Below are 25,751 nucleotides of genomic sequence, written 5' to 3'. Positions count from 1 at the left end.
CCGGCAGCGGGGGCGAGCGTCGTCAACATCGAAGGCATGGATGTCACCACGGGCAGTGGCGATGACAGCCTGACCGCGCGCTTCAACGTGGCGATGAACGACGTGATGCACGCGGGTGCGGGCAATGACACGCTCAGCTTCCACGACGGCGGCAGCGATCTGGCTGATGGCGGCGCGGGCGCGACCGGGTCGACGGCGGTGCGGGCAATGACATCGTCACGATGACGATGGGGGGCGCGGATTCGGTGGCGGGCGGCGCGGGTGCGGATCGGCTGATCGTCACTTATGACGTGACCTCGAACGGGGTCTGGCTCACCGATCTGCGCGCGGATGCGGCGGGCGGCTATGTCGGCACCATTGACGGCATGGGCGGCAATGACCTCCGCTTTACCGGAATCGAGATGATCTCCTTCACCGATCGATCCGGGGGCGACGACATCATCCGGCTCGGCGGCGGCGCCGACACGATCGCGGCGGGCGGCGGCAGCGACATTCTGGCGGGCGGAGCCGGGGCAGATCGCTTCCTCTTCGATCGGCTGTCGAACGAGGGCGCCGACAGGATCGAGGATTTCGGCCTTGGTGGCGACCGCATCGTGCTGGCGGGCGGTTCGATGGCGGATGTGGCGATCGCCTCGGTCAACAGTGGCCACGACACGCTGATCACGCTCGATTGCGGCACGACGATCCTGCTGACGGGGGTCGCAGCATCGACGGTGAACGCGGCCGATTTCCTGTTCAGCTGAACGCACGCCCACGGCTGCCACAAACGAAACGGCCCCCCGAAAGGGAGGCCGTTTGCAAAATCCGAAAGGCTGACCTCAGCGCTTCGAGAACTGGAAGGAGCGACGGGCCTTGGCCTTGCCGTATTTCTTCCGTTCGACGACGCGCGAGTCACGGGTCAGGAAGCCAGCGGCTTTCAGCGCCGCGCGCAGGCTCGGCTCGTGCAGTTGCAGCGCCTTCGAGATGCCGTGCTTCACCGCACCGGCCTGACCCGAAAGACCGCCACCCACAACCGTCGCCATCACGTCGTACTGGCCTTCGACGCCAGCAACGCCGAACGGCTGGTTCACGATCAGCTGCAGCACCGGACGCGCGAAGTAAACCGGCATCTCCTTGCCGTTCACCGTGATCTTGCCCGTGCCGGGCTTCACCCAGACCCGCGCAATCGCGTTCTTGCGCTTGCCCGTCGCATAGGCGCGGCCCTGCGCGTCACGCACCGGGGTGCGCTCCACCACAGCAGCCACCGCCGCCGCCGGGGTGCCAGAGACGGCCGACTTCAGATCGTCGAGGGATTTGATATCGGACATGATCAGGCGCTCCGGGTGTTCTTCTTGTTCAGGACTTTCACGTCCAGAACTTCGGGCTGTTGGGCTTCATGCGGATGGGCGGCCCCGGCGTAAACGCGCAGGTTCGACATTTGCGCACGGCCCAGACGGTTGCGCGAGATCATGCGTTCGACCGCCTTGATCACCACGCGCTCGGGATGCGCCCCTTCCAGAACCTGACGCGCGGTGCGGAACTTGATCCCGCCCGGGTGGTTCGTGTGCCAGTAGTAGCGCTTGTCTTCGCGCTTGGCACCGGTCATCTGCACCTTGTCGGCGTTGATGATGATCACGTTGTCACCCATGTCCATGTGGGGGGTGAAGGTCGGCTTGTGCTTGCCACGCAGGCGCATGGCAACGATCGTCGCGAGGCGGCCCAGAACGACGCCTTCGGCATCGATCAGGATCCACTTCTTCTCGATCTCCGCAGGTTTCGCGGTATAGGTTTTCATTGTCGATCGCCCTTTGAAGGGTTGGGAAACTGGATGCGGGCTTATCCGCGCTTTCCAAAAACAAATCAAGCAAACAAAGCGGAATTATTCCAAACAATTCCAATGGTTTATAAAATAGGTATCTAAATACCACATGCAAGAAGGTCAAATCCTCGCCCGCCGCCCCGGTTCGGACCGATATGGGGCGCCCGGACTGCGGCTTACGGGTGGCCCCCGGCACCCGCCCGCGATAGTCTGAGGCGGCAGCGCCAATTCCGCCGCGCCTTGACCGGAAGCCCCTGACGAAAGCCCTTTGATGCGCCTCTTGCACACTGCCGACTGGCATATCGGACAGACCCTGAACGGCTGGTCGCGCGAGGCCGAGCATCGCGCCTTCCTCGCCCATCTGGGCGAAATTCTTGTGACCGAACAGGTGGATGCGCTGCTTGTCTCGGGCGATGTCTTTGACGGGCTCAACCCCTCGGGCGAGGCACAACGGCTGCTTTACGCGGCGCTCGCGGGTTATCTGCGCGCCAATCCGGCGCTGCAGATCGTGCTGACGGCGGGCAATCACGACCCCGCGCAAAGGCTGGAAGCGCCCGAGGCGGTGCTGCGCGAACTGGGCGTGCATGTGCTCGGCACGCTGACCCGCGGCGCCGAGGGGGTGGATCTGGCCCGCCATCTGATCCCGCTGCGCGATGGCTCTGGACAGGTGCGGGCGCAGGTTCTGGCGCTGCCCTTCCTGCGGCAGGCCGATCTGCCGGGCCTGCGTCTGGGCGCCGAGGACGGGACCGAGGGCGCGGTCACCGCCGCCCTGCGCGCGCTTCTGACCGAGACGGTGACGCGGGCCGAGGCGCTTGCGGGCGCGGTGCCGCTCGTCGCGATGGCGCATCTGACCTGCGCGGGCGGGCTTGAAAGCGAAGGCGCCGAGCGGCGCATCCTGATCGGCGGCGATCATGCCGTGCCCCCCGAGGTCTTTCCGCCCGCGCTCAGCTATGTCGCGCTTGGCCACCTGCACCGGCCGCAATCGCTCGACGGCGGGCGGGTGCGCTATTCCGGCTCGCCTTTCCCCCTCTCGGCCAGCGAGATCAACTATGAGCACGGCGTGACGCTGCTCGATCTGGAAACCGGTGCCGCCCCCCGCCACATCCCGCTGCCGCGCCCGGTGCCGGTACTGCGCTTGCCCGCGCAGGGCACCGCCCCCCTGCCCGAGATCCTTGCCGCGCTCGAGGCCCTGCCCCGGACCGACACGCCCCGCGCCGAAGGCCCGTTCCTTTACCTCGCCCTTGCCGCCGACCGCCCGGTGACCGAGATCACCGCGGCGCTGGATGCGGCGCTCGATCCCCTGCCGGTGCGGCTCGCCGGGCTGACGATCACCCGCCCCGAGACCGCCGCCCCCAGCGCCGCGCCCCCGCAGGGGCTGACCCAGACCAGCCCCGAGGCGCTTTTCGCCGCCGCCTTCCGCGATCTGCACGGCACCGATCCCGAACCGCGCCACTTCAGCGCCTTCCGCGACGCGCTTTCCGAGGTCTGACCCATGCGTATCCTCTCGATTTCCGGGCAGAATATCGCCAGCCTCGCCGCGCCCTTCCGCATCGATTTCACCACCGCGCCGCTCGCGGGCGCCGGGCTTTTCGCCATCACCGGCGAGACCGGGGCGGGCAAATCCTCGATCCTCGACGCGATGTGTCTGGCGCTTTACGGCGATGCGCCGCGGCTGGCCGCGGGGGCGCGCAGCGACAAGGTGCCCGATGCGGCGGGCGAGGAAATCAGCGCCTCGGACAGCCGCGCGATCTTGCGGCGCGGCGCGGCGACGGGCTGGGCCGAGGTCCGCTTTGCCGCCCGCGACGGCGCCGAATATATCGCGCGCTGGCAGGCCCGCCGCGCCCGCGACCGGGTCGAGGGCAAGCTGCAATCGGTCGCCCGCAGCCTTGCGCGCGCCGAGGACGGGCAGGTGCTGGCCGCGCAGACGCAGGCGGTGACCGAGCAGGTCGAGGCGCTGACGGGCCTTTCTTACGAAGAGTTCCGCCGCACCGTCCTGCTGGCGCAGGGGGATTTCGACGCTTTCCTGCGCGCCGACACCGGCGAGCGCGCGAACCTGCTGGAAAAGGTCACCGGAACAGGGCTTTACCGCGCCGTCTCGATCCGGGTTTACGAGCGCACCGAGGCTGCGCGGGGCGCCCATGCTCAGCTTCTGGCCCGCGCGGCCGAGCACCGGTTGTTGACTGACGAGGCCCGCACCGCGCTCACGGCCGAGATCGCCGCGAAGACCGAGGCGAATGCGACCTCCGCGGCCGAACGCAGCCGTCTGACCGAGGCCCTCGCCCGCCACCGCCGCCATGCCGAGGCCGCGGCGCAGGTGCAGACCGCCGCCATCGCCCTGAGCGAAGCCGAGACCCGGCAGGCCGAGGCCGGCGCCGCCCGCGCGCAGCTTGACCGGCTCGACCGGGCTGCGCCGCTGCGTCTACCGTGGCAGGCGGCAGCCGAGGCGCGCAGCCGTCTGACCAGCGCCCGGACCGCGGCCGAGGCGGCCGTCTCGGCGCGCAGCGACGCCGCGCAAGCGCGCGACACACAGGCCAAGCTGGCCGAGCAAGCCGCTGCCGCCGTCACCGAGCGCGAAGAGGCCTTCAAGGCCTTCGGCCCGATCTGGACACGCGCCACCGAGCTCGACGCCCAGATCGCGACCGCGGCGACCGAGGCGGACAGCGCGCAGGCACAGGCGGCCACCGCCCGGCATGCGGCCGAGACCGCCGCCCGGCAGCACGCCGATCTTGTCGCCGCCAAGACCCGCGCGCGGACGGCCGAGTCCACGGCCGAAACGACGCTTGCGGAGCTGGCCGCCTGCGTGCCTCTGGCGGACGCCTGGGGGCCGATCCGCCGCGATCTGGACGCGCACCGGACGGCCTCCGACGCGGCGCAGACGGCCGCGAAATCCCTGATCTCGACCCGCGACCGGGCGCAGGCGCTTGCACAGGAAGCCGACGCGGCGGCCAAGGCCGAAGCCACGGATCAAACCGCCGAGACGGCCTTGGCGCAGGCGGCCGAGGCGGCGCAGGCAGAGCTTGCACCGCTTGAGGCCGCGCATCCGCCCGCTCGCGTGCGCGATCTGGCGCGGATCGAAACCGATCTGGCCGAGCTTGCCCGCGCCCTGTGCGAGGCGGCCGAAGCCGCAGCATTGCAGGCGTCGGCCGACACCGCGTTGCAGGTCGCTCAGACACAGGAAACGCAGGCAAGCGCGCAGGAAAGCGCCGCGAAACAGGCACTTGAACGCGCCGAGGTGCAGATCGCCGCGCTGACGGCGCCGCTGGAACAGGCCGATCTTGCACTCTCCGACGCCGCCCGCAGCCTGCGCGCGCAGCTCGCTGACGGCAACCCCTGCCCGGTCTGCGGCGCGCTCGATCATCCGACCCCGGCCGAAGCGGGGCTTGTGCATCTGGCCGAGCGGCTGCGCGCCGATCAGGCCGCCGCCCGCGCCGCGGCGCAAACCGCGCGCGACGCGCTGACGACGGCGCAGGGCGCCCGCGCCACGGCAGATGCCCGCGCCAGACAGGCGACCGAAGACCAGACCCGCGCCCAAACCCGTGCCACCGCCGCCCGCACGCTTTGGGCCGAGGGGCAGGCCCGGCTCGCAGCCCAACCGCTTTGCCCGCCCCTGCCCGACACGCCCGACGCCCAAGCGCTGACCACGGCGCAGGACCATATCCGCGCCCTGCAAACGGCCGAAACCGCGGCGCAGGCGCAGATCGCCACCTTGCGCAACCGCCTGACCGAGATCGGCCGCACCCGCGACAGCCTGCGCCGCGCCCTCGCCGCCCACCGCGCCACGCGCGAGCGTCTGGCCGCGACAGCGGCCGAGATCGCGCAGGAGAGCGCCCGCGCCGAGGAACGCGGGGCCGAGGCCACGGCGCAGCGCGACCGGCTTGCCGCGACGCTGGCGCCGATGCTCGCGGCGGCGGGGGAACATGACCTTGCCGATCCGGGGCTTGTCGAACGTCTGAGCCAGCAGGTCTCGGCTGTGGGCGCGGCGCGCGCGGCGCTGCAAGCTGCGACCGAGGCCTTGACGGCGCTCGCCCCGCAGCTGGCCGCCGCGCACAGCGGGGCCGAGACGGCGGCCGCGCAGGCCAAGGCCGCGGATCAGGCGGCGCGCGACCGGGCCGAGGCTTTGGACAGGCTCAGCGCCGCGCGGGCGCCGCTTCTGGACGGCGAGCCCACCGCCGCGCATCGCAGCCGTTTCAACGAAAGCCGGTTGGCGGCGCAAGAGGCGCACCGAACCGCCGCCGCGGCGGTGGCAAAGGCGCAGGCCGCCCTTGCCGCCGCCGATGCGCGGGGCGGAGACCGCCCGCACCGCGACCGAGGCCGCGCAGGCGCAGACCGCGGCCGAAGCCGCGCTCGCCGCGGCCCTGAGCGCCGCCGAGATGACCGCGGCGGACTTGGCCGCGCTGATCGCCCTGCCACCCGAGACGGCCGAGGTGCTGCGGGCCGAATTGCGCGCCCTTGAAGATGCGGTAACGGCCGCGCGCTCGGCCCTTGCCGCGCGCAAGACCGACCTGCAAGCGTTTGAGGTGGAGGGACTTCCCGAAGACAGCCCCGAAACACTCGCGGCGCAGCTTGCTGCGCTTGAAGCCGAGATCGAGACCCGGGCGCAAGAGATCGGGCATCTGCAAGCCGATCTGGCCCGCGATGCGCAGACGCGGGCGGCGCTCGCCGATCTGGCGACCGAGACCGAGGTCGCGCGGGCCGAGCTTGAGGTCTGGGAGGCGGTGAACAAGGCCATCGGCGCGCGCTCGGGCGACCGCTTTGCCCGCATCGCGCAGGCGATCACGCTGGATGTGCTGGTCGAGCATGCCAACCGCCATTTGGCCGATCTGAACCCGCGCTACCGGCTGCGCCGCGCCGCCGAACTGGCGCTTCAGGTCGAGGACCGCGACATGGGCGACAGCCCGCGCGCGACGCGCAGCCTTTCGGGGGGCGAGCGGTTTCTGGTCTCGCTGGCGCTCGCGCTCGCGCTCTCGCAGATGGGCGGCAAGGGCACCTTTGCGGGCACCTTGTTCATCGACGAGGGGTTTGGCGCACTTGATGCGGGCAGTCTCGATCTGGCGATCGACGCGCTGGAGACGCTGCAATCGCAGGGGCGGCAGGTCGGCGTGATCAGCCATGTCGAGGCGATGCAGGCCCGCATCGCCACCCGCATCGCCGTGCGCAAGGAAGGCGGCGGCAGATCCAGCCTGCGCGTCGAAGGCCCGGGGGTCTGACGTTTTTCTGAAACGATGCGTCGGCGCCGATGCGCGGCGGGCGGCCGGGCCGTGCGATGGTGCGACCAAGCCCGCTCAGCGCGAAAGGAAACGCCATGGCCGACAGACGCGATCACCGGATCATCGATGGCAAGGCGGTGCAGCACCGTCTGCTGGTCGAGATCCGCGCCGAGCTTGAGGCGGCGGCGAAGACTCATCCGGTCGGGCGGCTGGTGTCGATCTCGATCGGGCCGTCGCCGGAAATCGAGGTCTATGTCCGCAATCAGGCCCGCGCTGCGACCGAGGCCGGTCTGCCCTTCGAGCAGGGGATCTGGCCCGCGGAGGCGACGCAGGAGGACTGCAAGCGCAAGATCGCGGCGCTGAACGACGACCCGTCGGTTCTGGGCATCATCCTGCAACGCCCGGTGCCCGCGCATATCCATGTGCGCTCGCTGCAATCGGCGATCCATCCGCTGAAGGATGTCGAGGGGATGAACCCGGCCTCGATCGGCAATATCGTTTACAACGACATCGCGCTCGCGCCCTGCACGGCGGCGGCGGCGGTGGAGATGGTGCGGGCGACGGGGCTGTCGATGCCCGGGCTTGAGGTGGTGATGATCGGCCATTCGGAAATCGTCGGCAAGCCGATCGCCTTCATGCTGATGGCCGAGGGGGCGACGGTGACGGTGTGTCACCACATGACGCGCTCGGTCGCGATGCATTCGCGCCGCGCCGATGTGGTGATCGTGGCTGTCGGCAAGGCGCATCTGATCGGGCCGGAGATGATCAAGCCCGGCGCGGCGGTGATCGACATCGGGATCAATCAGGTCACCGATGCGGCGGGCAAGGTGCGGATTCTGGGCGATGTCGACACCGAGGCCGTGCGCGAGGTGGCAGGCTGGATCACCCCGGTTCCGGGCGGCGTCGGGCCGGTGACCGTGGCGATGCTGATGCGCAACGCGCTGACCGCGCATCGCCGTCAGGTGGCGGCCGGGTGGCTGGAGGCGGTCGGGGCGTAAGGCGAGATTGACCGAGGCCATCGCCGAGGTCACGCGCAGCATTTGCCCCGTGACCGGCGAGGGCCCAAAGGCCCTCGGCCTGCGCCCGCCCCGCCATCGGCGGGCGCATTCGCGCCGCCGGGGCGGGACGCAGGCGTCTGTCGCGCTTGCAGAAACGGTCTTGCGACAACGGTGGCGTGACGGGCGGGGAAAAGCGGTGCTTTTCCCTCTTTCGCCCGAACCGCCCCTTAATTCTCGGCCAGATCCCCGGCGATCAGCTCCGCGATCCGGCGCGCGCGGCCCGACTGGCGCCAGGTCAGCATCAGCCGCTGGTCATAGGCATCGGGCAGGATCACATGCCGCCCGCCGAAATTCGTGCGCCCGACATGTTCAGGCAGCACGCTGACATAGCCGTCCCCCGCAAGAACATTGACGATGATCGGCAGCGCGTCGATCTCCAGCACCCGCGCTGCGCCGCGCCAGTCCGGCCCCAGATGCGCATCGAAAAACGCCTCGGCGCGCTGGCGCAGACCGCTGCGGCGCGATTGCAGCACCAGCGGATGGGTTTCGAGCAGTTTCCGCAGCACCGCGGGCTCGATCATCGCCCCCGCGCGCACCAACCCCTCGGGCAGACCGCACAGAGCCACCTGCGAGCGGCGCAACTCGATCTGGCTGTAATAGCGGTCGCGCAGCCGCGCATCGAGAAAGACGCAGTCGAACCGCCCGGTGTCGAGCCCGGTCAGCAGATCCTCGGCCAGCGTCGCGACAAGGGTGAAATTCAGCGCATGGCTTTCGGTCAGACGGCGGATCAGCCCGCCCAGCATCCGCGCCAGATCGCCGTCGGGCGTGGCGGGAAGGACGGTGCCGATGCTGACGGGCGCACGCGCCCGCACCGGCGCCGCGCCCTGCCCCGGATCACAGAGCGCGCGCCAGTCGGCTTGCAGCGCGGCGACCTGCGCTTCGAACAGATGGCCTTCGGGGGTGGTCACCAGCCCCGCATCACTTCGCCCCGCAAGGCCTTGACCAAGAACATTTTCCACCAGAGCAAGCTGACGCGAGAGCTGCGGCTGACCGATCCCCAGCTGCCGCGCCGCGGTGCGGATCGAGCCCGCCCGCAAGGCCTCTGCCACGCGAAAGAGCGTCTCCAGCGTCAGCGGACGCGCGGGCACCGCCTCCGGGCCGCAGCCCTGCAACGCCCGCAGCCCGGCCGCCAGACGGGCAAGCCCCGGCAGCGCCCGCCGCCCCTCCAGCGTCAGCGCCAACCCATCGGTGTTGCGCCGTGCGAGCGTCACCGACAGCTCTTCCTCGAGCCGCCGCAGCGCCAGTGAACAGGTCGAAGAGGGCTGCCGACTTTCGCGTGCCGCAAGTCGCACCGAGCCCAGACGCAGCGCTGCCTCGGCCAGGATCAGACTTGAACTGCGCATTTTTTCACCAGTTGTCCCGCATCGGCTGTGCAGAAAAAAACATATGTCCGAAGCCGGGGCAATTGCCTATCGTTTCCCTTCGTGACCGGAGACTCGCCGCCCATGACCGACGCCCCAGCCCCGATCCGCATCGACGGCACGCCGCTGCCGCTGGCATGTCTGGCCGCAGCCTTGACCGGGCCGGTGCGGGTGGAGTTGAGCGAAACCGCGCGCGGGGCGCTGCGGCGGGGCCGCACGGCACTGGACGCCGCCGCCGCGGCGGGCCAGCCGATCTATGGCATGACCACCGGCGTCGGCGCGATGAAGCATCAGTGCCATGAGGGCACGGCGATGGCCGCGTTCAACCACAGCCTTGGCCTTGCCCACGAGGTCGCGGTGGGCGCTCCCGTTGCCCCCGGCATCGTGCGGCTGGCGCTGGTCACGCGGCTCAACACCGTGGCCACGGGCCGCGTCGGCGTGTCGGAGGCCTTTGCCGACTGTCTGGCCGGAATGCTCGATCATGACATCCTGCCGCGGATGACCCGGCATGGCAGCGTCGGCTGTGGCGATCTGGGCCAACTCGGCCAGCTTGCGACGGCGATGACCGGGGTCGGCACGGTGATCCATCGCGGTCGCGAGATGCCCGCCGCCGAAGCCTTTGCCACCGCCGGGCTCGCGCCGCATGAGATGCGCCCGCGCGAAGGTCTGGCAGCCGTCGCCTCGAACAGTTTCGGGCTGGCCTCGGCCACCTCGGCCGTTTTCACCGCGCAGGCCCGGATCGCGCAGGCGCTGGCCCAGGCGCCGGTGACGGCGCTCGCCTGGGGGGTGGACCGCGCAGTCTGGCAGGCGGCCGAGGCCAGCCTGATCCCCGGCGAGGCCGCCGTCGCGCAGTGGCTGAGCGACGCCACCGCGGCACAAATGCTCTGGCCCGCGCGGGATGGCGTGCAGGATGCGCTTTCCGCGCGGTTCTTGGTGCAAGTGCTTGCGCCCTGTGTGAAAGTCGCCAACGAAGCAATTGATCTGCTTCAGATTTCCAGCGCTCAGGTTGATGACAACCCGACCGTTCTGCCCGATGGTCGCATCGTGACCTCGGGCGGCAGCCATCATGCAACACTGGCGCTGCGGCTTGGCACGGTGCAGGCAGCGCTCGCGATGCTCGGGCGCAATCTCTTCAATCACTGCCTGATGCTGACGAATGGTCAACTGCCGGGCCTGCCGGTCAATCTGGTGCCCGAAGGCGTGGTGGCGACGGGCTACGGGCCGCTGATGAAACTTGCGATGGAACAATCCGCCCGCATCGCCACAGCCGCCGCCCCCGTCGCGCCGCATGCGCTGACCCTGGCGGCTGGGCTTGAAGACGAAGCGCTGCTTCTGCCGCTCACCGCCGAACGGCTGGCCGAACAGGCCGAAGCTCTGGGCTGGCTTTTGACCCTCACGGCGCTGCTTTCGGTGCAGGCGATCGCCCTGCGCAACCTGCCCGTCACCGGCCTTGCCGCCCGAATGACGACGCTCGTGCGCCGTCATGTGCCGCCCTTTACGGGCGACATTCCGCTAAGCCGACGGCTTGCCGATCTGCACGCGACCCTTGCAACCGAAGCGCCGCAGGCTTGGCTTCCGGGGGCGGAGCTTCTTCCGTTCCGGCCCGGCGCGACAGTGGAAAACTCCCAAGACCGACACAAAGAAAAGAATGGTTTCAAGAAGTTGGATCAACCAACCTCGCGACCTGCGACACCGCATCCTTTCCAACAGGAGACCTGAAATGACCCCGACGAAATCCCTTGCCCTTGCTGCCGCCCTGAGCCTGAGCGCAGGGGCGGCGCTGGCCGATCCGATCACCGTATCCTCGAAGATCGACACCGAAGGCGGCCTTCTGGGCAATATCATCTATCTGGCGCTCGAAAACGCCGGGCTGCCGGTGGAAAACAAGGTCCAGCTGGGCGGCACGCCGATCCTGCGCGATGCGATCATCTCGGGGCAGATCGACATCTATCCGGAATATACCGGCAACGCCGCCTTCTTCTTCAACGAGGCCGACAGCCCGGTCTGGAAGGACGCGGCCAAAGGCGCGGCCCGGGCCGCGGAGCTTGATCTGGCGGCGAACCACATCGTCTGGCTGCCTGCCGCGCCCGCCAACAACACCTGGGCGATTGCCGTGCGCTCTGACGTTGCCGAGCCCAACCATCTGAAAACCATGTCAGATCTGGGCAATTTCATCGCGGGCGGCGGCACGATCAAGCTCGCCGCCTCGACCGAATTCGTCACTGCGCCCGCCGCGCTGCCCGCCTTCCAGACCACCTATGGCTTCACCCTCAAACCCGATCAGATCGTGCAGCTTTCGGGGGGCGATACCGCCGCCACCATCGCCGCCGCCGCCGCGCAGACCTCGGGCGTGAACACCGCGATGGTCTATGGCACCGATGGCGCCATCGCCTCGGTTGGCCTGACGGTGATGGAAGACGACAAGTCGGTGCAGCCGGTCTACCAGCCCGCGCCGCTCGTGCGGGAAGAGGTGCTGAAAGCCAATCCGAAGATTGCCGAGGTGCTGGCACCGATCTTTGCCACGCTCGACCTGACGACGCTGCAGGATCTCAACGGTCGGATTCAGGTGGGCGGCGAACCCGCCGAAGCGGTAGCCAAGGAGTATCTCACCTCCAAAGGCTTTCTGAAGTGATCCCCGAAAGGCGGGCCCCCTCACGCCCTCCTTTCCTCCCCCGGCGGTGCGCGCCCCATTCGCGCGTTGCGCGCACCGCCGACCTTCTTCCATCCGACCGAGGTGACAGATGCGTTTCGCCCTGCCCCCCCTCGCGGCCCTCTCGCCCACCGGTCTGCTTTTTGCACTGACCGGGGCGATCGGTCTTTGGCTGCCGCTGGTACAGTTCAAGCCAAACCGCATCGTTGCCGGACAGGGGGTCGAGTTGCTTGCGGCGCTGCCCGGGCCTGCGGGCTGGACGCTGGCCGCGGCCATGGCCGCAATCCTTGCGCTTGGTCTTGGCGCGCGGCACGGGCTCGGGCTGCGACTGGGCCTCGCTGTGCTGGGCCTTGGCTTCAGCCTTTTCGCCCTTGGCCTGGCCACCCGCGGCCTGATGCCCGAGGGCAACCGCATGGCCCGCGTCTCGCCCGCGGCGGGGTTCTGGCTGCAATTTCTGGCCTTTGCGCTGATGGCGACCGATGCTTTGGCGCGGCTGCGCCCGGGGATCAGAACCCGCGCGGCGATCCTTGCGGGCGCGGTCGCGGCGGGGACCGGGGTGCTTGCCTCGGGCTGGCTCGACCGCACTTCGGTGATGATCGAATATGCCGCCCGCGCCGAGATGTTCTCGCGCTCGCTTTGGCAACACCTGCTTCTGGCCTTCGGCTCGCTCGGGCTTGCCTTCATCGTCGGCCTGCCGCTGGGCATCGCGATCTTCATGGCGCGGCCGCTGCGCAAGCCGGTGCTGACCGTGTTGAACATGCTGCAGACCATCCCGTCGCTGGCGCTGTTCGGGATCATGATCCCGATCTTCGGCTGGGTCGCCGCGCATGTGCCGGGCGCCGCCGATCTGGGCGTGGCGGGCATTGGCCCCTTCCCGGCGCTGATGGCGCTTTTTCTTTACGCGCTCTTGCCGGTCGTTTCGAACACCTGGGTCGGGCTGTCCTCGGTCGCGCCCGCGGTGCGCGATGCGGCACTGGGCATCGGCATGACGCCCGCGCAGGTGCTGAGGCAGGTCGAGCTGCCGTTGGCCCTGCCCGTGGTGCTGGCCGCGGTGCGCATCGTGCTGGTGCAAAACATCGGCATGGCGGTGATCGCGGGGCTCATCGGCGGCGGCGGCTTTGGCAGTTTCGTCTTTCAGGGCCTCAATCAGACCGCGATGGACCTGATCCTTCTGGGCGCCCTGCCCACCATCTTCCTTGCCCTCGTCGCGGGCATCGGCCTTGATCTGGTGATCGAGACGCTGTCGCGACCCAAAGACCGGAGCGCGCCATGATCCGCCTCGACCATCTGAGCAAGCTCTATTCCGGCCGCGCCGTCGTCGAGGATGTCAGCCTGACCGTGGGAACCGGGCAGATCGCGGCACTGGTGGGCACCTCGGGCTCCGGCAAGACGACGCTTCTGCGGATGATCAACCGGCTGGTGGAACCGACCAAGGGCCGGGTCTGGATCGGCGAGACGGACGCGGCAAAGCTCGAACCGCATCTGCTGCGCCGCCGGATCGGCTATGCGATTCAAGGGCATGGGCTGTTTCCGCACCGCACCGTCGGCGAAAACATCGCCATCGTGCCGCGGCTCCTTGGCTGGCGCGAGGCCGAGATTTCCGCCCGCATCGACGAGCTGATGCATCTCTTCGACCTTGATCCCGCCGTCTATCGCGACCGCCTGCCCCATGCACTTTCGGGCGGTCAACAACAGCGGGTGGGGGTCGCGCGGGCCTTGGCGGCGCGGCCGGAACTGCTGTTGATGGACGAGCCCTTCGGCGCGCTTGACCCGGTGATCCGGGCAAAGGCGCAGGCCGATCTGCGCGCGATCCAGCGCCAGTTGGGCACCACCCTCGTCATCGTCACCCATGACATGGAGGAGGCGATCCAGCTTGGCGACCGCATCGCGGTGATGGACAAGGGGCGGCTCTTGCAATTCGCGCCGCCCTCCGAGATCCTGACCGCCCCCGCCACCCCCTTTGTCGAGGCGCTGGTGGGCGCGGCCGAACGCCCGTTCCGGCTGTTGTCGCTCAGCACGGTCGACGCCCTGCGCGAGGCAGGCGAGGCCCCGGGCACGCCCATCGCCCCCGACATGAGCCTGCGCGAGGCGCTGGCGCTGTGCCTCTGGGAAGGCCGCGCGGCGCTGCCCGTGGCGGGGGGCGGCATCGTCACTTTGGCCGCGCTGCAAGCTCGGGCCGAGGGGTCAAGCCGATGATCGCAAAGCTGTTCCTGACGCTCGCCGCGGCGCTTCTGGCGGCCCTGCTGCTCACTCCAGAAAGCTTCACCGAGGTGTTCCGGCCGCTCACCCACAACAACGCCCCGCCGGTCTATCTGCAAACGAGCCTGCTGCGCCTGACGCTCTCCCACCTCGCCCTTGTGGGCATCGCCGTCACCGCCTCGACCCTTGTCGCCGTCGCGGGTGGCGTGCTGGTGACGCGGCCTGCCGGGCGCGAATTTCTGCCGCTTGCGCGCACGATCACCTCGGTCGGGCAGACCTTTCCGCCGGTCGCGGTGCTGGCCTTGGCCGTGCCCGCGATGGGCTTTGGCGCCGGGCCGACGCTGGTGGCGCTGTTCCTCTACGGCCTCTTGCCGGTGTTCGAAAACACACTGACCGCGCTTTCGACCCTGCCGCCCTCGGTGCTGGAGGCCGCACGCGGCATGGGGATGACGCGGCGGCAAAGGCTCTGGCAGGTGGAATTGCCGCTGGCCTTGCCGGTGATCTTGGCGGGGGTGCGGCTGACGGCGGTGATCTCGCTGGCCACCGCCACGATTGGCTCGACGGTCGCGGCAAAAACGCTGGGCGAGGTGATCATCGCGGGGCTTCTCTCCGCCAATCCCGCCTTCGTGGTGCAGGGCGGGCTGATCACCGGCCTTCTCGCTATCCTGATCTATGAAGCATTCCAAAGGCTTGAGAACTGGTCTGCGCATCGCGCAGGCCTGATCCGGCCGCAGTAAGGAGAGACCATGTCCGATTTCGATCTTGTCCTCAAAGGGCGCGTGATCCTGTGCGACCGCGAGGTCGAGGGCGGTTTTGTCGCCGTGCGCGATGGCCGTGTGGCGCTGATCGGCGAGGGCACGGCCCCTGCCGCGCGCGACCGTCACGATCTGGGCACGGCGCTGATCCTGCCCGGCGCCGTCGATGCGCAGGTGCATTCGCTGTCGCAAAAGGGCGCCGAGGGCTTTGCCGCCTCGACCGCCGCCGCGGCCGCGGGGGGTGTCACCACCATCGTCGACATGCCCTATGACGAGGGCAATCTGGTCTGTTCGGCCAAGGCGGTCGAGATCAAGGCCGCCGAGGCCGCGGCGCAGGCCCGCGTCGATGTTGCGCTTTATGGCACCATCGATCCGACCGAAGGCCCCGCCCGCATCGCCGAACAGGCCGAGGCCGGGGTCTGCGGCTTCAAATTCTCGACCTTCGGCACCGATCCGAAGCGCTTTCCGCGCATCCCGCCCGCGCTCCTGATGGCCTGCTTTGCCGAGGTGGCAAAGACCGGTCTGGCCGCGGGCGTGCATAACGAAGACGACGCCTTCGTGCGCGACGCCATCGCGGCGGTCGAGGCCTCGGGCATCACCGATTGGCGCGCGCATGGGATGTCGCGTCCGCCGATGACGGAAATTCTGGCGCTGTTGCAGATCTACGAGACCGGCGCCGCGACCGGCTGCCCGGCCCATGTCGTGCATTGCTCGCTTGGCCGCGGTTACGAGATCGCCAAGCGCTACCGCGACGAGGGTCATCACGCGACCATTGAAGCCTGCATCCATTATCTGACGCTCGACGAAGAAAACGACGTCGCCCGGTTGGGCGGCAAGGCGAAGATCAACCCGCCGATCCGCCCGCGCGCCGAGGTCGAGACGCTGTGGCGCCATGTGGCGGCGGGCAATGTCTCGATGGTCTCGACCGATCACGTCAGCTGGTCCGAGGATCGCAAGACCAACCCGGAGATGCTGAAGAACGCCTCGGGCGTGCCGGGGCTGGAGGTGATGGTGCCCTTGTTCGTCAAGGGCGCGCTGGCGCGGGGGGTGTCGCTCACTTGGGCGGCGCGGCTTCTGGCGGAAAACCCGGCGCGGCATTTCCGGCTCGATCCGGCCAAGGGGGGCATTGCGCTGGGGCGTGACGCCGATCTGACCGTGCTGGAACCCGTGGCGAAGCGCTATGACGCCAAGGCCAGCCGCCATTCCGTCGCGGGCTGGTCGCCCTATGACGGGATCGAACTGCCGTGGACGGTTTCAGGGACATGGCTGCGCGGGCAGCAGGTCTTTGACGGGAACACCGTCGCCGCGCCGGGCACCGGGCGGTTCGTGCGCCCGACCCGCCCGCTTCCCCTCCGTCAGGCGGTGCACGGATGAGGAACCTGCGCGTCAGTACCGATCGCATCGGTGCCGATATCGCGGCGCTCGCGGCGATCACCGATCCGGGCCAGCCTTGGACGCGGCGGGCGTTCTCGCCCCGCTTCGACGAGGGCCGGGCATGGCTGGCCACCCGCTTTGCCGAGGCTGGTCTGAGCGTGACCACCGATGCGGGCGGCAACCTGCTGGGCACGCGTCGGGGCACTGGCGATTGCGGGACCATCCTTTTGGGCAGTCATTCCGACACCGTGCCGGACGGCGGGCGGTTCGATGGCGTGGCCGGTGTGATCGTCGCCTTGGAAGTCGCGCGGATGCTTTCCGAACGCGGCCTCAGCCTGCGCCACGATCTTTGCGTGGCGGATTTTCTGGCCGAGGAAGTCTCGGTCTTTGGCGTCTCCTGCATCGGCTCGCGCGCGATGGCGGGGTTGCGCCCGCCCGAATGGCTGGCGCTGACGCATCAGGGGCGGACTTTGGAACAGGCGCTTTACGACGTTGGCGGTGACGCGAAGATCTCCGCGCAGCGCACTGACATCAAAGCGTTTTTCGAGTTGCACATCGAGCAGGGCCCGGTGCTGGCAAGCACCCGCAAGGATCTTGGCCTTGTCACGGCCATTGCCGGGATCACCCGGATCGAGGTGATCCTGACCGGCCGTCCCGATCATGCGGGCACGGCGCCGATGCACCTGCGTGCCGATGCCTTGGTCGGGGCCGCGCAGCTGGTGACGGCGATCGAGGCGAAGGCCCGGGCCGAGGCCGAAAAGGGCGCGCATTTCACCGCGACGGTGGGCGAGTTTTCGATCACCCCCGGCGCGGCGAATGTGGTGCCGGGCGGCGCGCGGCTGCTGATCGACGCCCGCGCGGTCGAGCGCGCGCAGATGGAGGGCTTTCTGGAGTGGATTCGAGCCGCTCTCAAGACCCTGCCTGCGGGGATCGGGGCGCAAAGCCGGATCCTGTCGGACAACCTGCCGACGCCGATGGATGAGGGCCTGATCGCGCGGCTTGAAACCGCGGCCGAGACCTGCGGCGCAAGCCATATCCGCATGGCCTCGGGCGCGGGGCATGACGCGGCTTTCCTCGCCCGGATCGCACCTGCCGCGTTGATCTTTGTCCCCTGCAAGGAGGGACGCTCGCACTGCCCCGAGGAATGGGCGGAAACCGACGACATTGCGCTTGGGGCGGAAGTGATGGCCGAGGCCGTGCTTGCCTTCGACGCGGCAACCCAAGGAGAAGACAGATGAAACGCATCCTGACCGAAGCCGATATCGAGCCCGCCGTGCGCGGCGGATCGGTCTATGCGGCGGGCGGCGGCGGCTGGGCCGACCACGGCCGGATGCTGGGCCGCGCCGCCGTGGGCGTGGGCAAGCCGGAGCTGGTGTCGATCGACGAACTCTCGCCTGACGATTTCGTGGCGACGGCGGCGGCGATCGGCGCCCCGGCCTCGACCACGAACTGGGAGATGCGCGGCATCGATTACGTCAAGGCGGTGCAGCTTCTGAACGAGGCTTTGGGCACCCCGGTGGCCGGGCTGATGGTGGGGCAGAACGGCAAATCCTCGACGCTGAACGGCTGGCTTCCGGCCGCCGTTCTGGGCTGCAAGGTGATCGATGCGGTGGGCGATATTCGCGCCCATCCGACCGGCGACATGGGCTCGATCGGGATGGCGGGCAGCCCGGAACAGATGATCCAGACCGCGGTCGGCGGCAACCGCGATGAGGGGCGGTATATCGAGCTGGTCACGCGCGGCGCGACCGCCAAGGTTTCGCCCATTCTGCGCACGGCGTCCGACATGTCGGGGGGCTTCATCGCCTCAGCCCGCAACCCGCTGCGCGCGTCTTATGTGGCGCGCCATGCGGCGCTGGGGGGGATTTCGATGGCGCTCGATCTCGGCCATGCGATCCTTGCCGCCGAGCCGAAGGGGCCGGGGGCGGTCCTTGATGCCATTCAAGCCAAGACCGGCGGCGTGCTGATGGCCGAGGGCGTGATCACCAAGAAATCCGTGACCTACACGAAAGAGGCCTTCGATATCGGCACCGTCACCGTGGGCACGGGCGACACGGCCATCACGCTCCATGTTATGAACGAATACATGGCCATCGACGATGCGGGCGGCAATCGCATCGCCTCTTTCCCCGATGTGATCACCACGCTCTCGCCCGAGGCCGAGCCGCTCTCGGTCGGACAACTGCAGGAAGGCATGCGCATTCACATCCTGCATGTGCCCAAACGCCTGATCCCCTTGGGCGCGGGCGTGCTGGACCCCGCCGTCTATCCGCCCTGCGAAAAGGCGATGGGGATTGAACTGGCGAAATACGCGCTGGAGGGGAAAGATGCCTAAAGATAACCCCCGTCACCCGGATTTCCCGATCCCCTCGGGGCCGGATCTGCGCGCGAAGAACTGGCGGTCCGAGGGTCTGCTCAGGCTTCTTGAAAACGTCCTTGCCGTTGGCGAGGCGCCCGAAAAGCTGATCGTTTACGCGGCTTTGGGGAAGGCCGCGCGGAACTGGCCCGCCCATGCGGCCATCGTCAAAAGCCTGACCGAGATCGAGGAAGACGAGACCCTGATCATCCAATCCGGCAAGCCGGTGGGGATCTTGAAGACCCATGCCGGCGCGCCGATGGTGATCATGGCGAATTGCAACATCGTCGGCCAATGGGCGAAGGCCGAGGTGTTCTACGACCTTGAACGCAAGGGGCTGATCTGCTGGGGCGGGCTCACCGCGGGCGCGTGGCAATATATCGGCTCGCAGGGCGTCATTCAGGGCACCTATGAAATCTTCATGCGGATCGCCGAGCGGCGGTTCAACAGCTCGCTGGCGGGCCGGTTCATCCTGACCGCGGGGCTGGGTGGCATGGGCGGCGCGCAGCCCTTGGCGGGGCGGATGGCCGGGGCGGCGATCCTGTGCGTCGATGTCGATGAAGCCCGCGCGAAGATGCGGCAGGAGATCGGCTTTCTCGATGCCATCGCCCCCGATCTGGACACCGCGCTTACGATGATCGACACCGCGCGGGCCGAGGGGCGGGCGACCTCGGTTGCGCTGATCGGCAACGCAGCCGAGATCTACCCCGAGATTGCCGCGCGCGGGATTACCCCCGATATCGTCACCGACCAGACCTCGGCACATGATCTTGTCTACGGCTACGTTCCCGCGGGCTACGATCTGCCCCGCGTGCGCCGCCTGCGCGAGCAAAACCCCGAGGAGCTGATCGAGGCAGGCCGGGCCAGCATCGCCCGTCACGTCTCTGCCATGCTTGAATTCCAGAGCCGCGGCGCCGAGGTTTTCGACAACGGCAACCTGATCCGCACGCAGGCAAAACAGGGCGGGGTCGAGAATGCCTTCAACATTCCGATCTTCACCGAGGCCTATCTGCGCCCGCTCTTTTGCCGTGCCATCGGGCCGTTCCGCTGGATGGCTTTGTCGGGTGACCCGGACGACATCCGCCGCATCGACGATCTGGTGCTGAAGATGTTCCCGAACAATCAGATCGTGACGAACTGGATCCGCCTTGCGCGCGAAAACGTCCCCTTCGAGGGGCTGCCCGCGCGGATCGCCTGGCTGGGTCATGGCGAACGCACCGATCTGGCGGTGGCGGTGAACCGGATGGTGGCCTCGGGCGAGCTGGCCGGGCCTGTCGCCTTTTCGCGCGATCATCTGGATGCGGGCGGCATGGCGCATCCGAACATCATGACCGAAAACATGCGCGACGGCTCGGATGCGATTGCCGACTGGCCGCTGCTTGACGCGATGACACTGTGCGCTTCCGGCGCCGATCTTGTGACCGTGCATTCGGGCGGCGGTGGCTATGCGGGTTACATGACTTCGGCCGGTGTGACGATCATCGCCGAGGGTAGTGCCGCGGCCGAAACCCGGCTGCGCATGGCGCTGACGAACGATACGGCCCTTGGGGTGATCCGCTATGCCGATGCAGGCTATGCGGATGCCCTTGACGAGGCCGCGCAAAAGGCGGTGGGGCATATCCGCCTGTGAGCGTTGCGACGACTGCGCAGTGACGGCAAGGGGCACCCAAGGGTGCCCCTTTGTCTTGGGCAGCCGGGCAAACAGCGCGCGCCTTGCCCGGCTCGCCCCCCTGTCCAGATCGCCCTTCATTTGCGCGCAAACGGAAATCAGCCTGTTCGTTTTCCGGGCAGTTCGGCACAAATCCCGAAACGGGGGCAGAAATCCGCCGCGCCTTAGGATCGCCTTCACCTTCGGCCACGATAGTCACCGCCAATGTCGCTCATTCGGGGTTTGCGCGATGGCCTTGTTTCACCGATCCTCCATGCCTGCCGCGGCGGGGCTGTTTCTGAGCCTTGCCGCCCTGCCCTGCGCCGTCCCTGCGGCCGCGGGCGAGGCCGACGGTGTCAAAGTGCATGAGGGCGCCTGCAGCATGAGTTCGGCCAAGGGAGAGACGCTGTTTGCGGGCGATTGCGTGATCACCCGCCGCCCAGAAACCCGTGATGTCGCGGGCGAACGCTGCGATTACCTGCGCTATGAAGTGCTTTTCCCCGGCGTCGGCCTTGCCGTCGTGCAACAGGGGCAGGACATCGTCTGCCCGCCCCGGTTTCAGGATCGCGACGCCGAATTTCTGGCGATGGACAAGCGCGGACAGCTGGTGATCGCCACCGCGGAAGGGGCGCTTTTGCGCTTTGATCCGGGGACCGCCGATGCCGAGCCCGCGCCGGTGCTGCCGGTGCTCGACGATTTTCTGCGCGGCATCGAAGCGTGCAGCTTCACCGAAGATCATCAGGCCTTCACGCGCAGCCTCTGGGCGGCCTTTCCCATCACGGCGACGGATCCCGACGGGCTGCGCAGCCTCTCCGGCGCGGGGGGCGAGATCCTCTGGCCGCCGGGCAATCCCCCGCCCGCGCAGCCCCTGCGGTCGCGCAAGACGGGCGTGGTGCAACAGATCGACGTGCCCCTGCGCGGGACGTATCTGGGCCTTGCACTCGTGGCGCTGCGTCTGGAAACCGAGATCGGCACCACTGCCTTTCGCGAAACCTATGTGTTTTCCGCCCCGCACGCGGAGATCGAGCGCAAGTTCGGCGCCTCGGTGCGGGGCGCGCGCCAGCAGGAGCCGATGCCCGGGGACAGTCCGCATGCCCTGCCCGAGATCGCCGAAGACGACCCCGGCAGGTTGATGTGCGAAGGCGAGAAGTAACCGCCTGCCGCCTCAGAAATCCTGATTTCTCAGCAGCTGCGCCGGAATCGCCAGACCCGCCCCCATCGCGGCAAGGGTGAAGATCACGCGGATGATGTTCTCGGCGGCGCTCACGAACGTGTCGACCGCATCGACCGGGTGCGGCGCAGTGAGCGCGAAGAAGCCCAGCAGCGCCTGCCCGAAGAAAGCACCCGGCACCATCGGGATGCAGCCCGCCAGCGCCACCGCGTTGCAGGCCGGTCCAAGCTGGCCACGCAGGGCCGAGACCGCGCAGGAGGTTACGATCGCCGCGGCGAAGGTCGCGCCCTCAAGGCTCCAGGCCAGTTCCTGCCCGCCGGTGCGGACCATCAGCGCCAGCGCGCCCGCCGCCGCACACCAAGGCAGCGCCCGCAGGCCGAAGTTGAACAGAACGCCGAAGCCCGCGGCAGCAGCGGCGCCAAACAGTGCCTGATGAAGAAAATGCGGCAGGAATTCCCACATGATCAGCTCCTCATCCCCAGAAGTTCCTCGGCGAACCAGATGCCGGTGGCGGCAAACAGCATGATCATCAGCACCCAGACCGCCCGCGCGCTGCCCATGGTCGGATAGCCGTCCATGATGTCGGTCTGCGCGTTGGTCGAGGGCACCCCCGGCACAAGAAGCAGGATCGATGCCATCATCGCCAGCTGCACGGTGCCGCTTTGCACCGCCATTGAGCCAAGCCCGCCAAGCGTTGCCGACAGGAAGGCAATCGCCCCCGCGACGATGAAGATGTTCACGCCGCGATGCAGCAGGTGGTGGCGGATATATTGGCCGATGGCGCCCGCAATCCAGACCGGGCCGAAGGCGAGCCAGTCGATGCCCAGAAGCCGACCGAAAGAGGTGCAGGCCAGCCCGACGGCGATGGCGGTGAACCAGGGCGAATGGCGCGGGGTCTCTCGCACGAGGCGCGCCAGTTCGCTCTCGATCGCCTCGACGGTCATGCCGCCCTTTTCCGCGCGCGAGCAGAGTTCGCGCACCGCCAGATCGAGCCGGTGGTTCACCCCCAGCCGCCCGACCTGCAGCATCCGGGTGATCGTCTGATCCGCCGCATGCACCGTCATCGCGATCGAGGTGTAGCCCGAGCGCAGCCCGATCGTCTCGACGCCGAAGCCGCGCGCGATCATCGTGATGCCGCGGTGCACGACGCTGACCGAGGCCCCGCTTTCCATCATGATCCTGCCCGCCTTCAGCGCCACTGTGGCATAGCGTTCAAGTTCGCGGTGGCGCACCACCACCGGATCATCCACGGTCCCCATGATGGTCCCCTTCCTTGCAACTGCCTCGCCCTAACAGCCCCAAGAGAGCGCGGCAACTGCCGAGTCCCCCCTGCATAACAGCTATGAGCGAGGCCATGGGCTGCGGGGCAAGAGCTTGATATTCTGATTTAAATATGGGCATCACCCGGCCCGCCGCAAGGGCTGCGCGACATCCTGGCCGATCTGGAACACCGCGGTCAGCGCCCGCAGGCTCTGCGCCTCGTCCAGAAGACCCTGGGTCGCGGCGGCGTTTTCCTCGAACATAGCGGCATTGTGCTGGGTGAGCTGATCAAGCTGGTTCACCGCCGTGGTGATTTCCGAAATGCCCGCCGATTGCTCGCCCGCGCCGGTTTCGATCGCGGCCAGAAGCTGATCAAGGCGGGTCACCAGATCCTCGATCCGGCCAAGCGCGGCATCCGAGCCGCTGGCCAACTCCACCCCCGCCCCCACCTGCCGCACCGATGTGTCGATCAGGGTGGCGATTTCCTGCGCGGCTTCCGACGAGCGCCGCGCCAGCGCCCGCACCTCCGAGGCGACCACGGCAAAACCGCGCCCGCTTTCGCCCGCCCGCGCCGCCTCGACGCCCGCATTCAGCGCCAGAAGATTGGTCTGGAAGGCGATGTCATCGATCACCGAGGTGATGCGGGACACCTGCTCGGAGCTTTGTGCGATGTCGTTCATCGCCTGCAGGGTCCGGCGCACCACATCGCGCCCCTCGGCCGTGGTGGCGCGGGTCTCGCCCACGGCCTGTGCCGCCGCGCGCGCCCCCGCCACCGCCTGCGCAACCGAGGCCGCCATCTGGTTCATCGCCGCCGCCGTCTCTTCAAGCGAGGCCGCCTGCGTTTCCGTGCGGCGCCCCAGCTCGCCCGAGGCCGCGCCCAGCTGATGCGCCTCGGATTGCACCGTGCCGCTGGCCCGAACGATCTCGCCCAGAAGATCGGCCATCCGCGCCACCGCATGGTTGAAATCGGCGCGCAGCCTCTCGTAGGCGGGGGGAAAGACCGTCTCGATCCGGGCAGTCAGATCGCCCGCCGACATCGCCCCGAGCGCACGGGCAAGCTCTGAGACGACCTGCTGTTGCTCCTGCAGCTGTGCGGCCTGCGCGGCCTCGGCGCGGGCACGTTGCTGCCGCCGGTCGGCGCGTTCGACCTCCTGCCGGGCAAGTTCCTGCTCGACACGGGCGCGCTCGGCCGCGGCTGCGGCCTGTTCGGCCTGCCGTGCCGCGCGTTCCGCCGCGATCTGCGCCGCGGCGTGGGCATGATCCGCGGCCTCGCGCTGGTCACGCGCGCGCAGCGCCTCGCGAAAGACCGCCAGCGCCCCGATCAGCGCACCGATCTCGCCCGGGCCAGCACGCAGTCCTGTGAGGGCCTCGCTGTCACCTGCGGCCAGCCGCGCCGTCGCCTGCGTCGCCCGCCGCAAAGGCCGCACGACGCCAAGCCATGCAAGCGCAGGGACCGCAAGCCCAAGAACCCCCGCAAGCGCCGCGACGGCAAGGATCGTCGGCAGCGCCGCAGCCGTATGCTGCTGCACGATGACGCTGGCGCCGTTGATCCGGGCCAGCACGGTCGCGGCCAGCGCCGCCTCCCTGGTGACGATATCCGCCATCGCCGCCTGCGCCGCCTCGAAACGGCTCGCGGCCAAAGTGCGGGCCGCGATATCGTCGCGATGCGCGGCGAGAAGCGCGCTTTCGGGCGCGGTGCGGCTCAGAAGATCCGTGAGCAGTGGCGCCAGATCGGGCGGCACCTGCGCCATCTGCCCCGCCAGAGTGCCCCGCGCCGCCTCGAGCGCGGCGCTTTCGCGGGCCTGGCTTTCGGGCGTGCGGCTCAAGGCAAGGGCGAGCGCGGCGGCAATCAGATCGCGGGCCTGCGCTTCGATCCGGGCGGCCTCGATCATCGGGGCAATGTCACGGGCGATCAGCCGGTCGATGGTTGCCGCATCGGCCTTGTGCGCCGCAATCGCATCAAGTGCCAGCGTCGAGGACAGGCCATCGGCCGCAGCGCCGAGCCGCGCCTCGATCCGCGCCGCAAGGCCGCGGATCTGCGGCGGCAGACGCGGATCGGCAAAGCCCTCCGGGGTTGCGAGCGCGGCCGCAAGCCCCGCCAGCCGCTCAAGATCGGGACGCAGCGGCGCAAGGGGGCTTTCTGCCGGGATGGTGGCGATCTTTTCGTGCAGCCGCATTTCGGCCGCCGCGGCGCTGTCGCGCACGATCACCCGTCCGGCCGTATCAAGCTCAGGCGTCATCGCCAGAACCGCCCCGCGCAGCTGCGCCACTTCCACCCGCAGCGCCAGCGCGTCGCCCAACTGCGCCACATCGCGCGCAAGCAGACCGTCAAGCCGCGCCGAAACCTCGGCCGCGGCCGAAGCCCCCGCCCGGACGAGATCGCTGCGGGCCTGCGGGGCGCGCTTGCGCAGCGCCTCGGACAAGCGCCGGTCAAGGTCGAAGATGCCGCCCACCGCCTGCTCGGTCGTGGCGGCAGCGGCAAGGCTTGCCTGCCGCGCGGCCACCAGATCGCCCGCCTCGGCCCCCATCTTCGTCACGGCGTCGCGCAAGGCCACGGGCGCCACATCCCCCTGCGCCTGAACGGCGGCCACAAGATCGGCGAGCGTCGCCTGCAGCGCAGCTTGCGCAGCCGCAAGCTCGGCCGTGGTTTCGGCCGAGACGATCGCCAGCATCTGCTGACCAACCCCGCCCGTCGCCGCAGACAACCCCATCGCCGCGCGCAGGGCGGGCACATCCTTGCCCGCCAGATCCCGCAGGCTTGCATCGGCCTGCTGAAAGACCGCGAGGCTGATCCCCACCGCAAGCGCCGTCACGGTCACAAGCGCCAGCACGAGGCCAAGGATCTTCACCGTCAGGCTCGACCCAAGCGCCGTCAGCCGGGTCATCGCCCTGCCTCGCGCATCGGACACCGCTG

The 25,751-nt window shown here is 68.8% G+C and carries 21 protein-coding genes; 15 read left to right on the top strand and 6 right to left on the bottom strand.

Going from position 1 to position 25,751, the window contains the following annotated elements:
* The first annotated feature begins 221 nt into the window (after nucleotides 1-221).
* Nucleotides 222-743 (top strand): hypothetical protein, encoded by a 522-nt coding sequence (locus ACTTAI_RS09935; RefSeq protein ID WP_444455559.1) that lies wholly within the window; start codon nucleotides 222-224, stop codon nucleotides 741-743.
* Nucleotides 744-818: 75 nt separating this feature from the next.
* Here the strand turns inward: ACTTAI_RS09935 and rpsI are convergent, their stop codons facing one another.
* Both rpsI and rplM read right to left on the bottom strand, forming a co-directional pair.
* Nucleotides 819-1,307, bottom strand: coding sequence for a 30S ribosomal protein S9 (gene rpsI / locus ACTTAI_RS09930; protein ID WP_444452294.1), 489 nt, complete (start codon nucleotides 1,305-1,307; stop codon nucleotides 819-821).
* A gap of 2 nt (nucleotides 1,308-1,309) precedes the next feature.
* Complete coding sequence (gene rplM / locus ACTTAI_RS09925; protein ID WP_013066607.1) at nucleotides 1,310-1,774, bottom strand: 50S ribosomal protein L13; 465 nt, start codon at nucleotides 1,772-1,774, stop codon at nucleotides 1,310-1,312.
* A 295-nt stretch (nucleotides 1,775-2,069) separates the two neighbouring features.
* Between rplM and ACTTAI_RS09920 the strand changes: the two genes are divergently transcribed.
* From ACTTAI_RS09920 to ACTTAI_RS09905, 4 genes are all read left to right on the top strand, one after another.
* Nucleotides 2,070-3,287, top strand: coding sequence for an exonuclease SbcCD subunit D (locus ACTTAI_RS09920; RefSeq protein ID WP_444455558.1), 1,218 nt, complete (start codon nucleotides 2,070-2,072; stop codon nucleotides 3,285-3,287).
* Between the two features lie 3 nt (nucleotides 3,288-3,290).
* Nucleotides 3,291-6,251 carry an AAA family ATPase gene (locus tag ACTTAI_RS09915; RefSeq protein ID WP_444455557.1) on the top strand — a complete coding sequence of 987 codons (2,961 nt, stop codon included), beginning with the start codon at nucleotides 3,291-3,293 and terminating at the stop codon, nucleotides 6,249-6,251.
* Nucleotides 6,169-7,005: an SbcC/MukB-like Walker B domain-containing protein gene (locus ACTTAI_RS09910; RefSeq protein WP_444455556.1), complete on the top strand. Its 837-nt coding sequence runs from the start codon at nucleotides 6,169-6,171 to the stop codon at nucleotides 7,003-7,005. The genes ACTTAI_RS09915 and ACTTAI_RS09910 overlap by 83 nt, the downstream gene beginning before the upstream one ends.
* Nucleotides 7,006-7,100: 95 nt before the next feature.
* Nucleotides 7,101-8,003 (top strand): bifunctional 5,10-methylenetetrahydrofolate dehydrogenase/5,10-methenyltetrahydrofolate cyclohydrolase, encoded by a 903-nt coding sequence (locus ACTTAI_RS09905; RefSeq protein ID WP_444455555.1) that lies wholly within the window; start codon nucleotides 7,101-7,103, stop codon nucleotides 8,001-8,003.
* Nucleotides 8,004-8,230: 227 nt separating this feature from the next.
* Here the strand turns inward: ACTTAI_RS09905 and ACTTAI_RS09900 are convergent, their stop codons facing one another.
* Nucleotides 8,231-9,406: a LysR family transcriptional regulator gene (locus tag ACTTAI_RS09900; protein WP_444455554.1), complete on the bottom strand. Its 1,176-nt coding sequence runs from the start codon at nucleotides 9,404-9,406 to the stop codon at nucleotides 8,231-8,233.
* Between the two features lie 102 nt (nucleotides 9,407-9,508).
* Between ACTTAI_RS09900 and ACTTAI_RS09895 the strand changes: the two genes are divergently transcribed.
* The 10 genes from ACTTAI_RS09895 to ACTTAI_RS09850 all read left to right on the top strand — a co-directional run bounded on the left by ACTTAI_RS09895 (nucleotide 9,509) and on the right by ACTTAI_RS09850 (nucleotide 21,559).
* A complete protein-coding gene (locus ACTTAI_RS09895; protein ID WP_444455553.1) occupies nucleotides 9,509-11,143 on the top strand; it encodes an aromatic amino acid lyase in 1,635 nt (544 codons plus the stop codon).
* A 1-nt stretch (nucleotide 11,144) separates the two neighbouring features.
* Nucleotides 11,145-12,056 (top strand): glycine betaine ABC transporter substrate-binding protein OsmF, encoded by a 912-nt coding sequence (gene osmF, locus ACTTAI_RS09890; protein WP_444455552.1) that lies wholly within the window; start codon nucleotides 11,145-11,147, stop codon nucleotides 12,054-12,056.
* A 109-nt stretch (nucleotides 12,057-12,165) separates the two neighbouring features.
* Nucleotides 12,166-13,347, top strand: coding sequence for an ABC transporter permease (locus ACTTAI_RS09885; RefSeq protein ID WP_444455551.1), 1,182 nt, complete (start codon nucleotides 12,166-12,168; stop codon nucleotides 13,345-13,347).
* Nucleotides 13,344-14,270 (top strand): ABC transporter ATP-binding protein, encoded by a 927-nt coding sequence (locus ACTTAI_RS09880; protein ID WP_444455550.1) that lies wholly within the window; start codon nucleotides 13,344-13,346, stop codon nucleotides 14,268-14,270. The genes ACTTAI_RS09885 and ACTTAI_RS09880 overlap by 4 nt, the downstream gene beginning before the upstream one ends.
* Complete coding sequence (locus ACTTAI_RS09875; protein ID WP_444455549.1) at nucleotides 14,267-15,010, top strand: ABC transporter permease; 744 nt, start codon at nucleotides 14,267-14,269, stop codon at nucleotides 15,008-15,010. The genes ACTTAI_RS09880 and ACTTAI_RS09875 overlap by 4 nt, the downstream gene beginning before the upstream one ends.
* Nucleotides 15,011-15,019: 9 nt before the next feature.
* Nucleotides 15,020-16,402 carry a dihydroorotase gene (locus tag ACTTAI_RS09870; RefSeq protein ID WP_444455548.1) on the top strand — a complete coding sequence of 461 codons (1,383 nt, stop codon included), beginning with the start codon at nucleotides 15,020-15,022 and terminating at the stop codon, nucleotides 16,400-16,402.
* Complete coding sequence (locus tag ACTTAI_RS09865; protein WP_444455547.1) at nucleotides 16,399-17,640, top strand: Zn-dependent hydrolase; 1,242 nt, start codon at nucleotides 16,399-16,401, stop codon at nucleotides 17,638-17,640. The genes ACTTAI_RS09870 and ACTTAI_RS09865 overlap by 4 nt, the downstream gene beginning before the upstream one ends.
* On the top strand, nucleotides 17,637-18,737 hold the full coding sequence (locus ACTTAI_RS09860; RefSeq protein ID WP_444455546.1) for a DUF917 domain-containing protein: 1,101 nt from the start codon (nucleotides 17,637-17,639) through the stop codon (nucleotides 18,735-18,737). Before ACTTAI_RS09865 ends, ACTTAI_RS09860 begins: the two co-directional genes overlap by 4 nt.
* Nucleotides 18,730-20,388: a urocanate hydratase gene (locus tag ACTTAI_RS09855; protein ID WP_444455545.1), complete on the top strand. Its 1,659-nt coding sequence runs from the start codon at nucleotides 18,730-18,732 to the stop codon at nucleotides 20,386-20,388. Before ACTTAI_RS09860 ends, ACTTAI_RS09855 begins: the two co-directional genes overlap by 8 nt.
* A 268-nt stretch (nucleotides 20,389-20,656) precedes the next feature.
* The gene (locus tag ACTTAI_RS09850) at nucleotides 20,657-21,559 is read left to right on the top strand and encodes a hypothetical protein (protein ID WP_444455544.1); all 903 of its coding nucleotides are present in this window, start codon (nucleotides 20,657-20,659) and stop codon (nucleotides 21,557-21,559) included.
* A gap of 12 nt (nucleotides 21,560-21,571) precedes the next feature.
* On the opposite strand, the gene ACTTAI_RS09845 is transcribed toward ACTTAI_RS09850, so the two are convergent.
* The 3 genes from ACTTAI_RS09845 to ACTTAI_RS09835 all read right to left on the bottom strand — a co-directional run bounded on the left by ACTTAI_RS09845 (nucleotide 21,572) and on the right by ACTTAI_RS09835 (nucleotide 25,722).
* Nucleotides 21,572-22,039, bottom strand: a complete 468-nt coding sequence (locus ACTTAI_RS09845) for a threonine/serine exporter family protein (RefSeq protein WP_444455543.1) — start codon at nucleotides 22,037-22,039, stop codon at nucleotides 21,572-21,574.
* 2 nt (nucleotides 22,040-22,041) lie between these two features.
* Nucleotides 22,042-22,836 carry a threonine/serine exporter family protein gene (locus ACTTAI_RS09840; protein ID WP_444455542.1) on the bottom strand — a complete coding sequence of 265 codons (795 nt, stop codon included), beginning with the start codon at nucleotides 22,834-22,836 and terminating at the stop codon, nucleotides 22,042-22,044.
* A 141-nt stretch (nucleotides 22,837-22,977) separates the two neighbouring features.
* Nucleotides 22,978-25,722 (bottom strand): methyl-accepting chemotaxis protein, encoded by a 2,745-nt coding sequence (locus ACTTAI_RS09835; RefSeq protein ID WP_444455541.1) that lies wholly within the window; start codon nucleotides 25,720-25,722, stop codon nucleotides 22,978-22,980.
* Between the last annotated feature and the right edge of the window lie 29 nt (nucleotides 25,723-25,751).

It is taken from the genome of Rhodobacter capsulatus (assembly GCF_052363175.1).
In the GTDB taxonomy this organism is placed as follows: Bacteria; Pseudomonadota; Alphaproteobacteria; order Rhodobacterales; family Rhodobacteraceae; genus Rhodobacter; species Rhodobacter capsulatus_D.
This window is presented reverse-complemented; position numbering and strand designations above follow the sequence as displayed.

Excerpts from the sequence above, each read along its gene's own strand:
- ACTTAI_RS09935 (WP_444455559.1), top strand. The coding sequence starts at position 222 with ATGACGATGGGGGGCGCGGATTCGGTGGCGGGCGGCGCGGGTGCGGAT.
- rpsI (WP_444452294.1), bottom strand. The coding sequence starts at position 1,307 with ATGTCCGATATCAAATCCCTCGACGATCTGAAGTCGGCCGTCTCTGGC.
- rplM (WP_013066607.1), bottom strand. The coding sequence starts at position 1,774 with ATGAAAACCTATACCGCGAAACCTGCGGAGATCGAGAAGAAGTGGATC.
- ACTTAI_RS09920 (WP_444455558.1), top strand. The coding sequence starts at position 2,070 with ATGCGCCTCTTGCACACTGCCGACTGGCATATCGGACAGACCCTGAAC.
- ACTTAI_RS09915 (WP_444455557.1), top strand. The coding sequence starts at position 3,291 with ATGCGTATCCTCTCGATTTCCGGGCAGAATATCGCCAGCCTCGCCGCG.
- ACTTAI_RS09910 (WP_444455556.1), top strand. The coding sequence starts at position 6,169 with ATGACCGCGGCGGACTTGGCCGCGCTGATCGCCCTGCCACCCGAGACG.
- ACTTAI_RS09905 (WP_444455555.1), top strand. The coding sequence starts at position 7,101 with ATGGCCGACAGACGCGATCACCGGATCATCGATGGCAAGGCGGTGCAG.
- ACTTAI_RS09900 (WP_444455554.1), bottom strand. The coding sequence starts at position 9,406 with ATGCGCAGTTCAAGTCTGATCCTGGCCGAGGCAGCGCTGCGTCTGGGC.
- ACTTAI_RS09895 (WP_444455553.1), top strand. The coding sequence starts at position 9,509 with ATGACCGACGCCCCAGCCCCGATCCGCATCGACGGCACGCCGCTGCCG.
- osmF (WP_444455552.1), top strand. The coding sequence starts at position 11,145 with ATGACCCCGACGAAATCCCTTGCCCTTGCTGCCGCCCTGAGCCTGAGC.
- ACTTAI_RS09885 (WP_444455551.1), top strand. The coding sequence starts at position 12,166 with ATGCGTTTCGCCCTGCCCCCCCTCGCGGCCCTCTCGCCCACCGGTCTG.
- ACTTAI_RS09880 (WP_444455550.1), top strand. The coding sequence starts at position 13,344 with ATGATCCGCCTCGACCATCTGAGCAAGCTCTATTCCGGCCGCGCCGTC.
- ACTTAI_RS09875 (WP_444455549.1), top strand. The coding sequence starts at position 14,267 with ATGATCGCAAAGCTGTTCCTGACGCTCGCCGCGGCGCTTCTGGCGGCC.
- ACTTAI_RS09870 (WP_444455548.1), top strand. The coding sequence starts at position 15,020 with ATGTCCGATTTCGATCTTGTCCTCAAAGGGCGCGTGATCCTGTGCGAC.
- ACTTAI_RS09865 (WP_444455547.1), top strand. The coding sequence starts at position 16,399 with ATGAGGAACCTGCGCGTCAGTACCGATCGCATCGGTGCCGATATCGCG.
- ACTTAI_RS09860 (WP_444455546.1), top strand. The coding sequence starts at position 17,637 with ATGAAACGCATCCTGACCGAAGCCGATATCGAGCCCGCCGTGCGCGGC.
- ACTTAI_RS09855 (WP_444455545.1), top strand. The coding sequence starts at position 18,730 with ATGCCTAAAGATAACCCCCGTCACCCGGATTTCCCGATCCCCTCGGGG.
- ACTTAI_RS09850 (WP_444455544.1), top strand. The coding sequence starts at position 20,657 with ATGGCCTTGTTTCACCGATCCTCCATGCCTGCCGCGGCGGGGCTGTTT.
- ACTTAI_RS09845 (WP_444455543.1), bottom strand. The coding sequence starts at position 22,039 with ATGTGGGAATTCCTGCCGCATTTTCTTCATCAGGCACTGTTTGGCGCC.
- ACTTAI_RS09840 (WP_444455542.1), bottom strand. The coding sequence starts at position 22,836 with ATGGGGACCGTGGATGATCCGGTGGTGGTGCGCCACCGCGAACTTGAA.
- ACTTAI_RS09835 (WP_444455541.1), bottom strand. The coding sequence starts at position 25,722 with ATGACCCGGCTGACGGCGCTTGGGTCGAGCCTGACGGTGAAGATCCTT.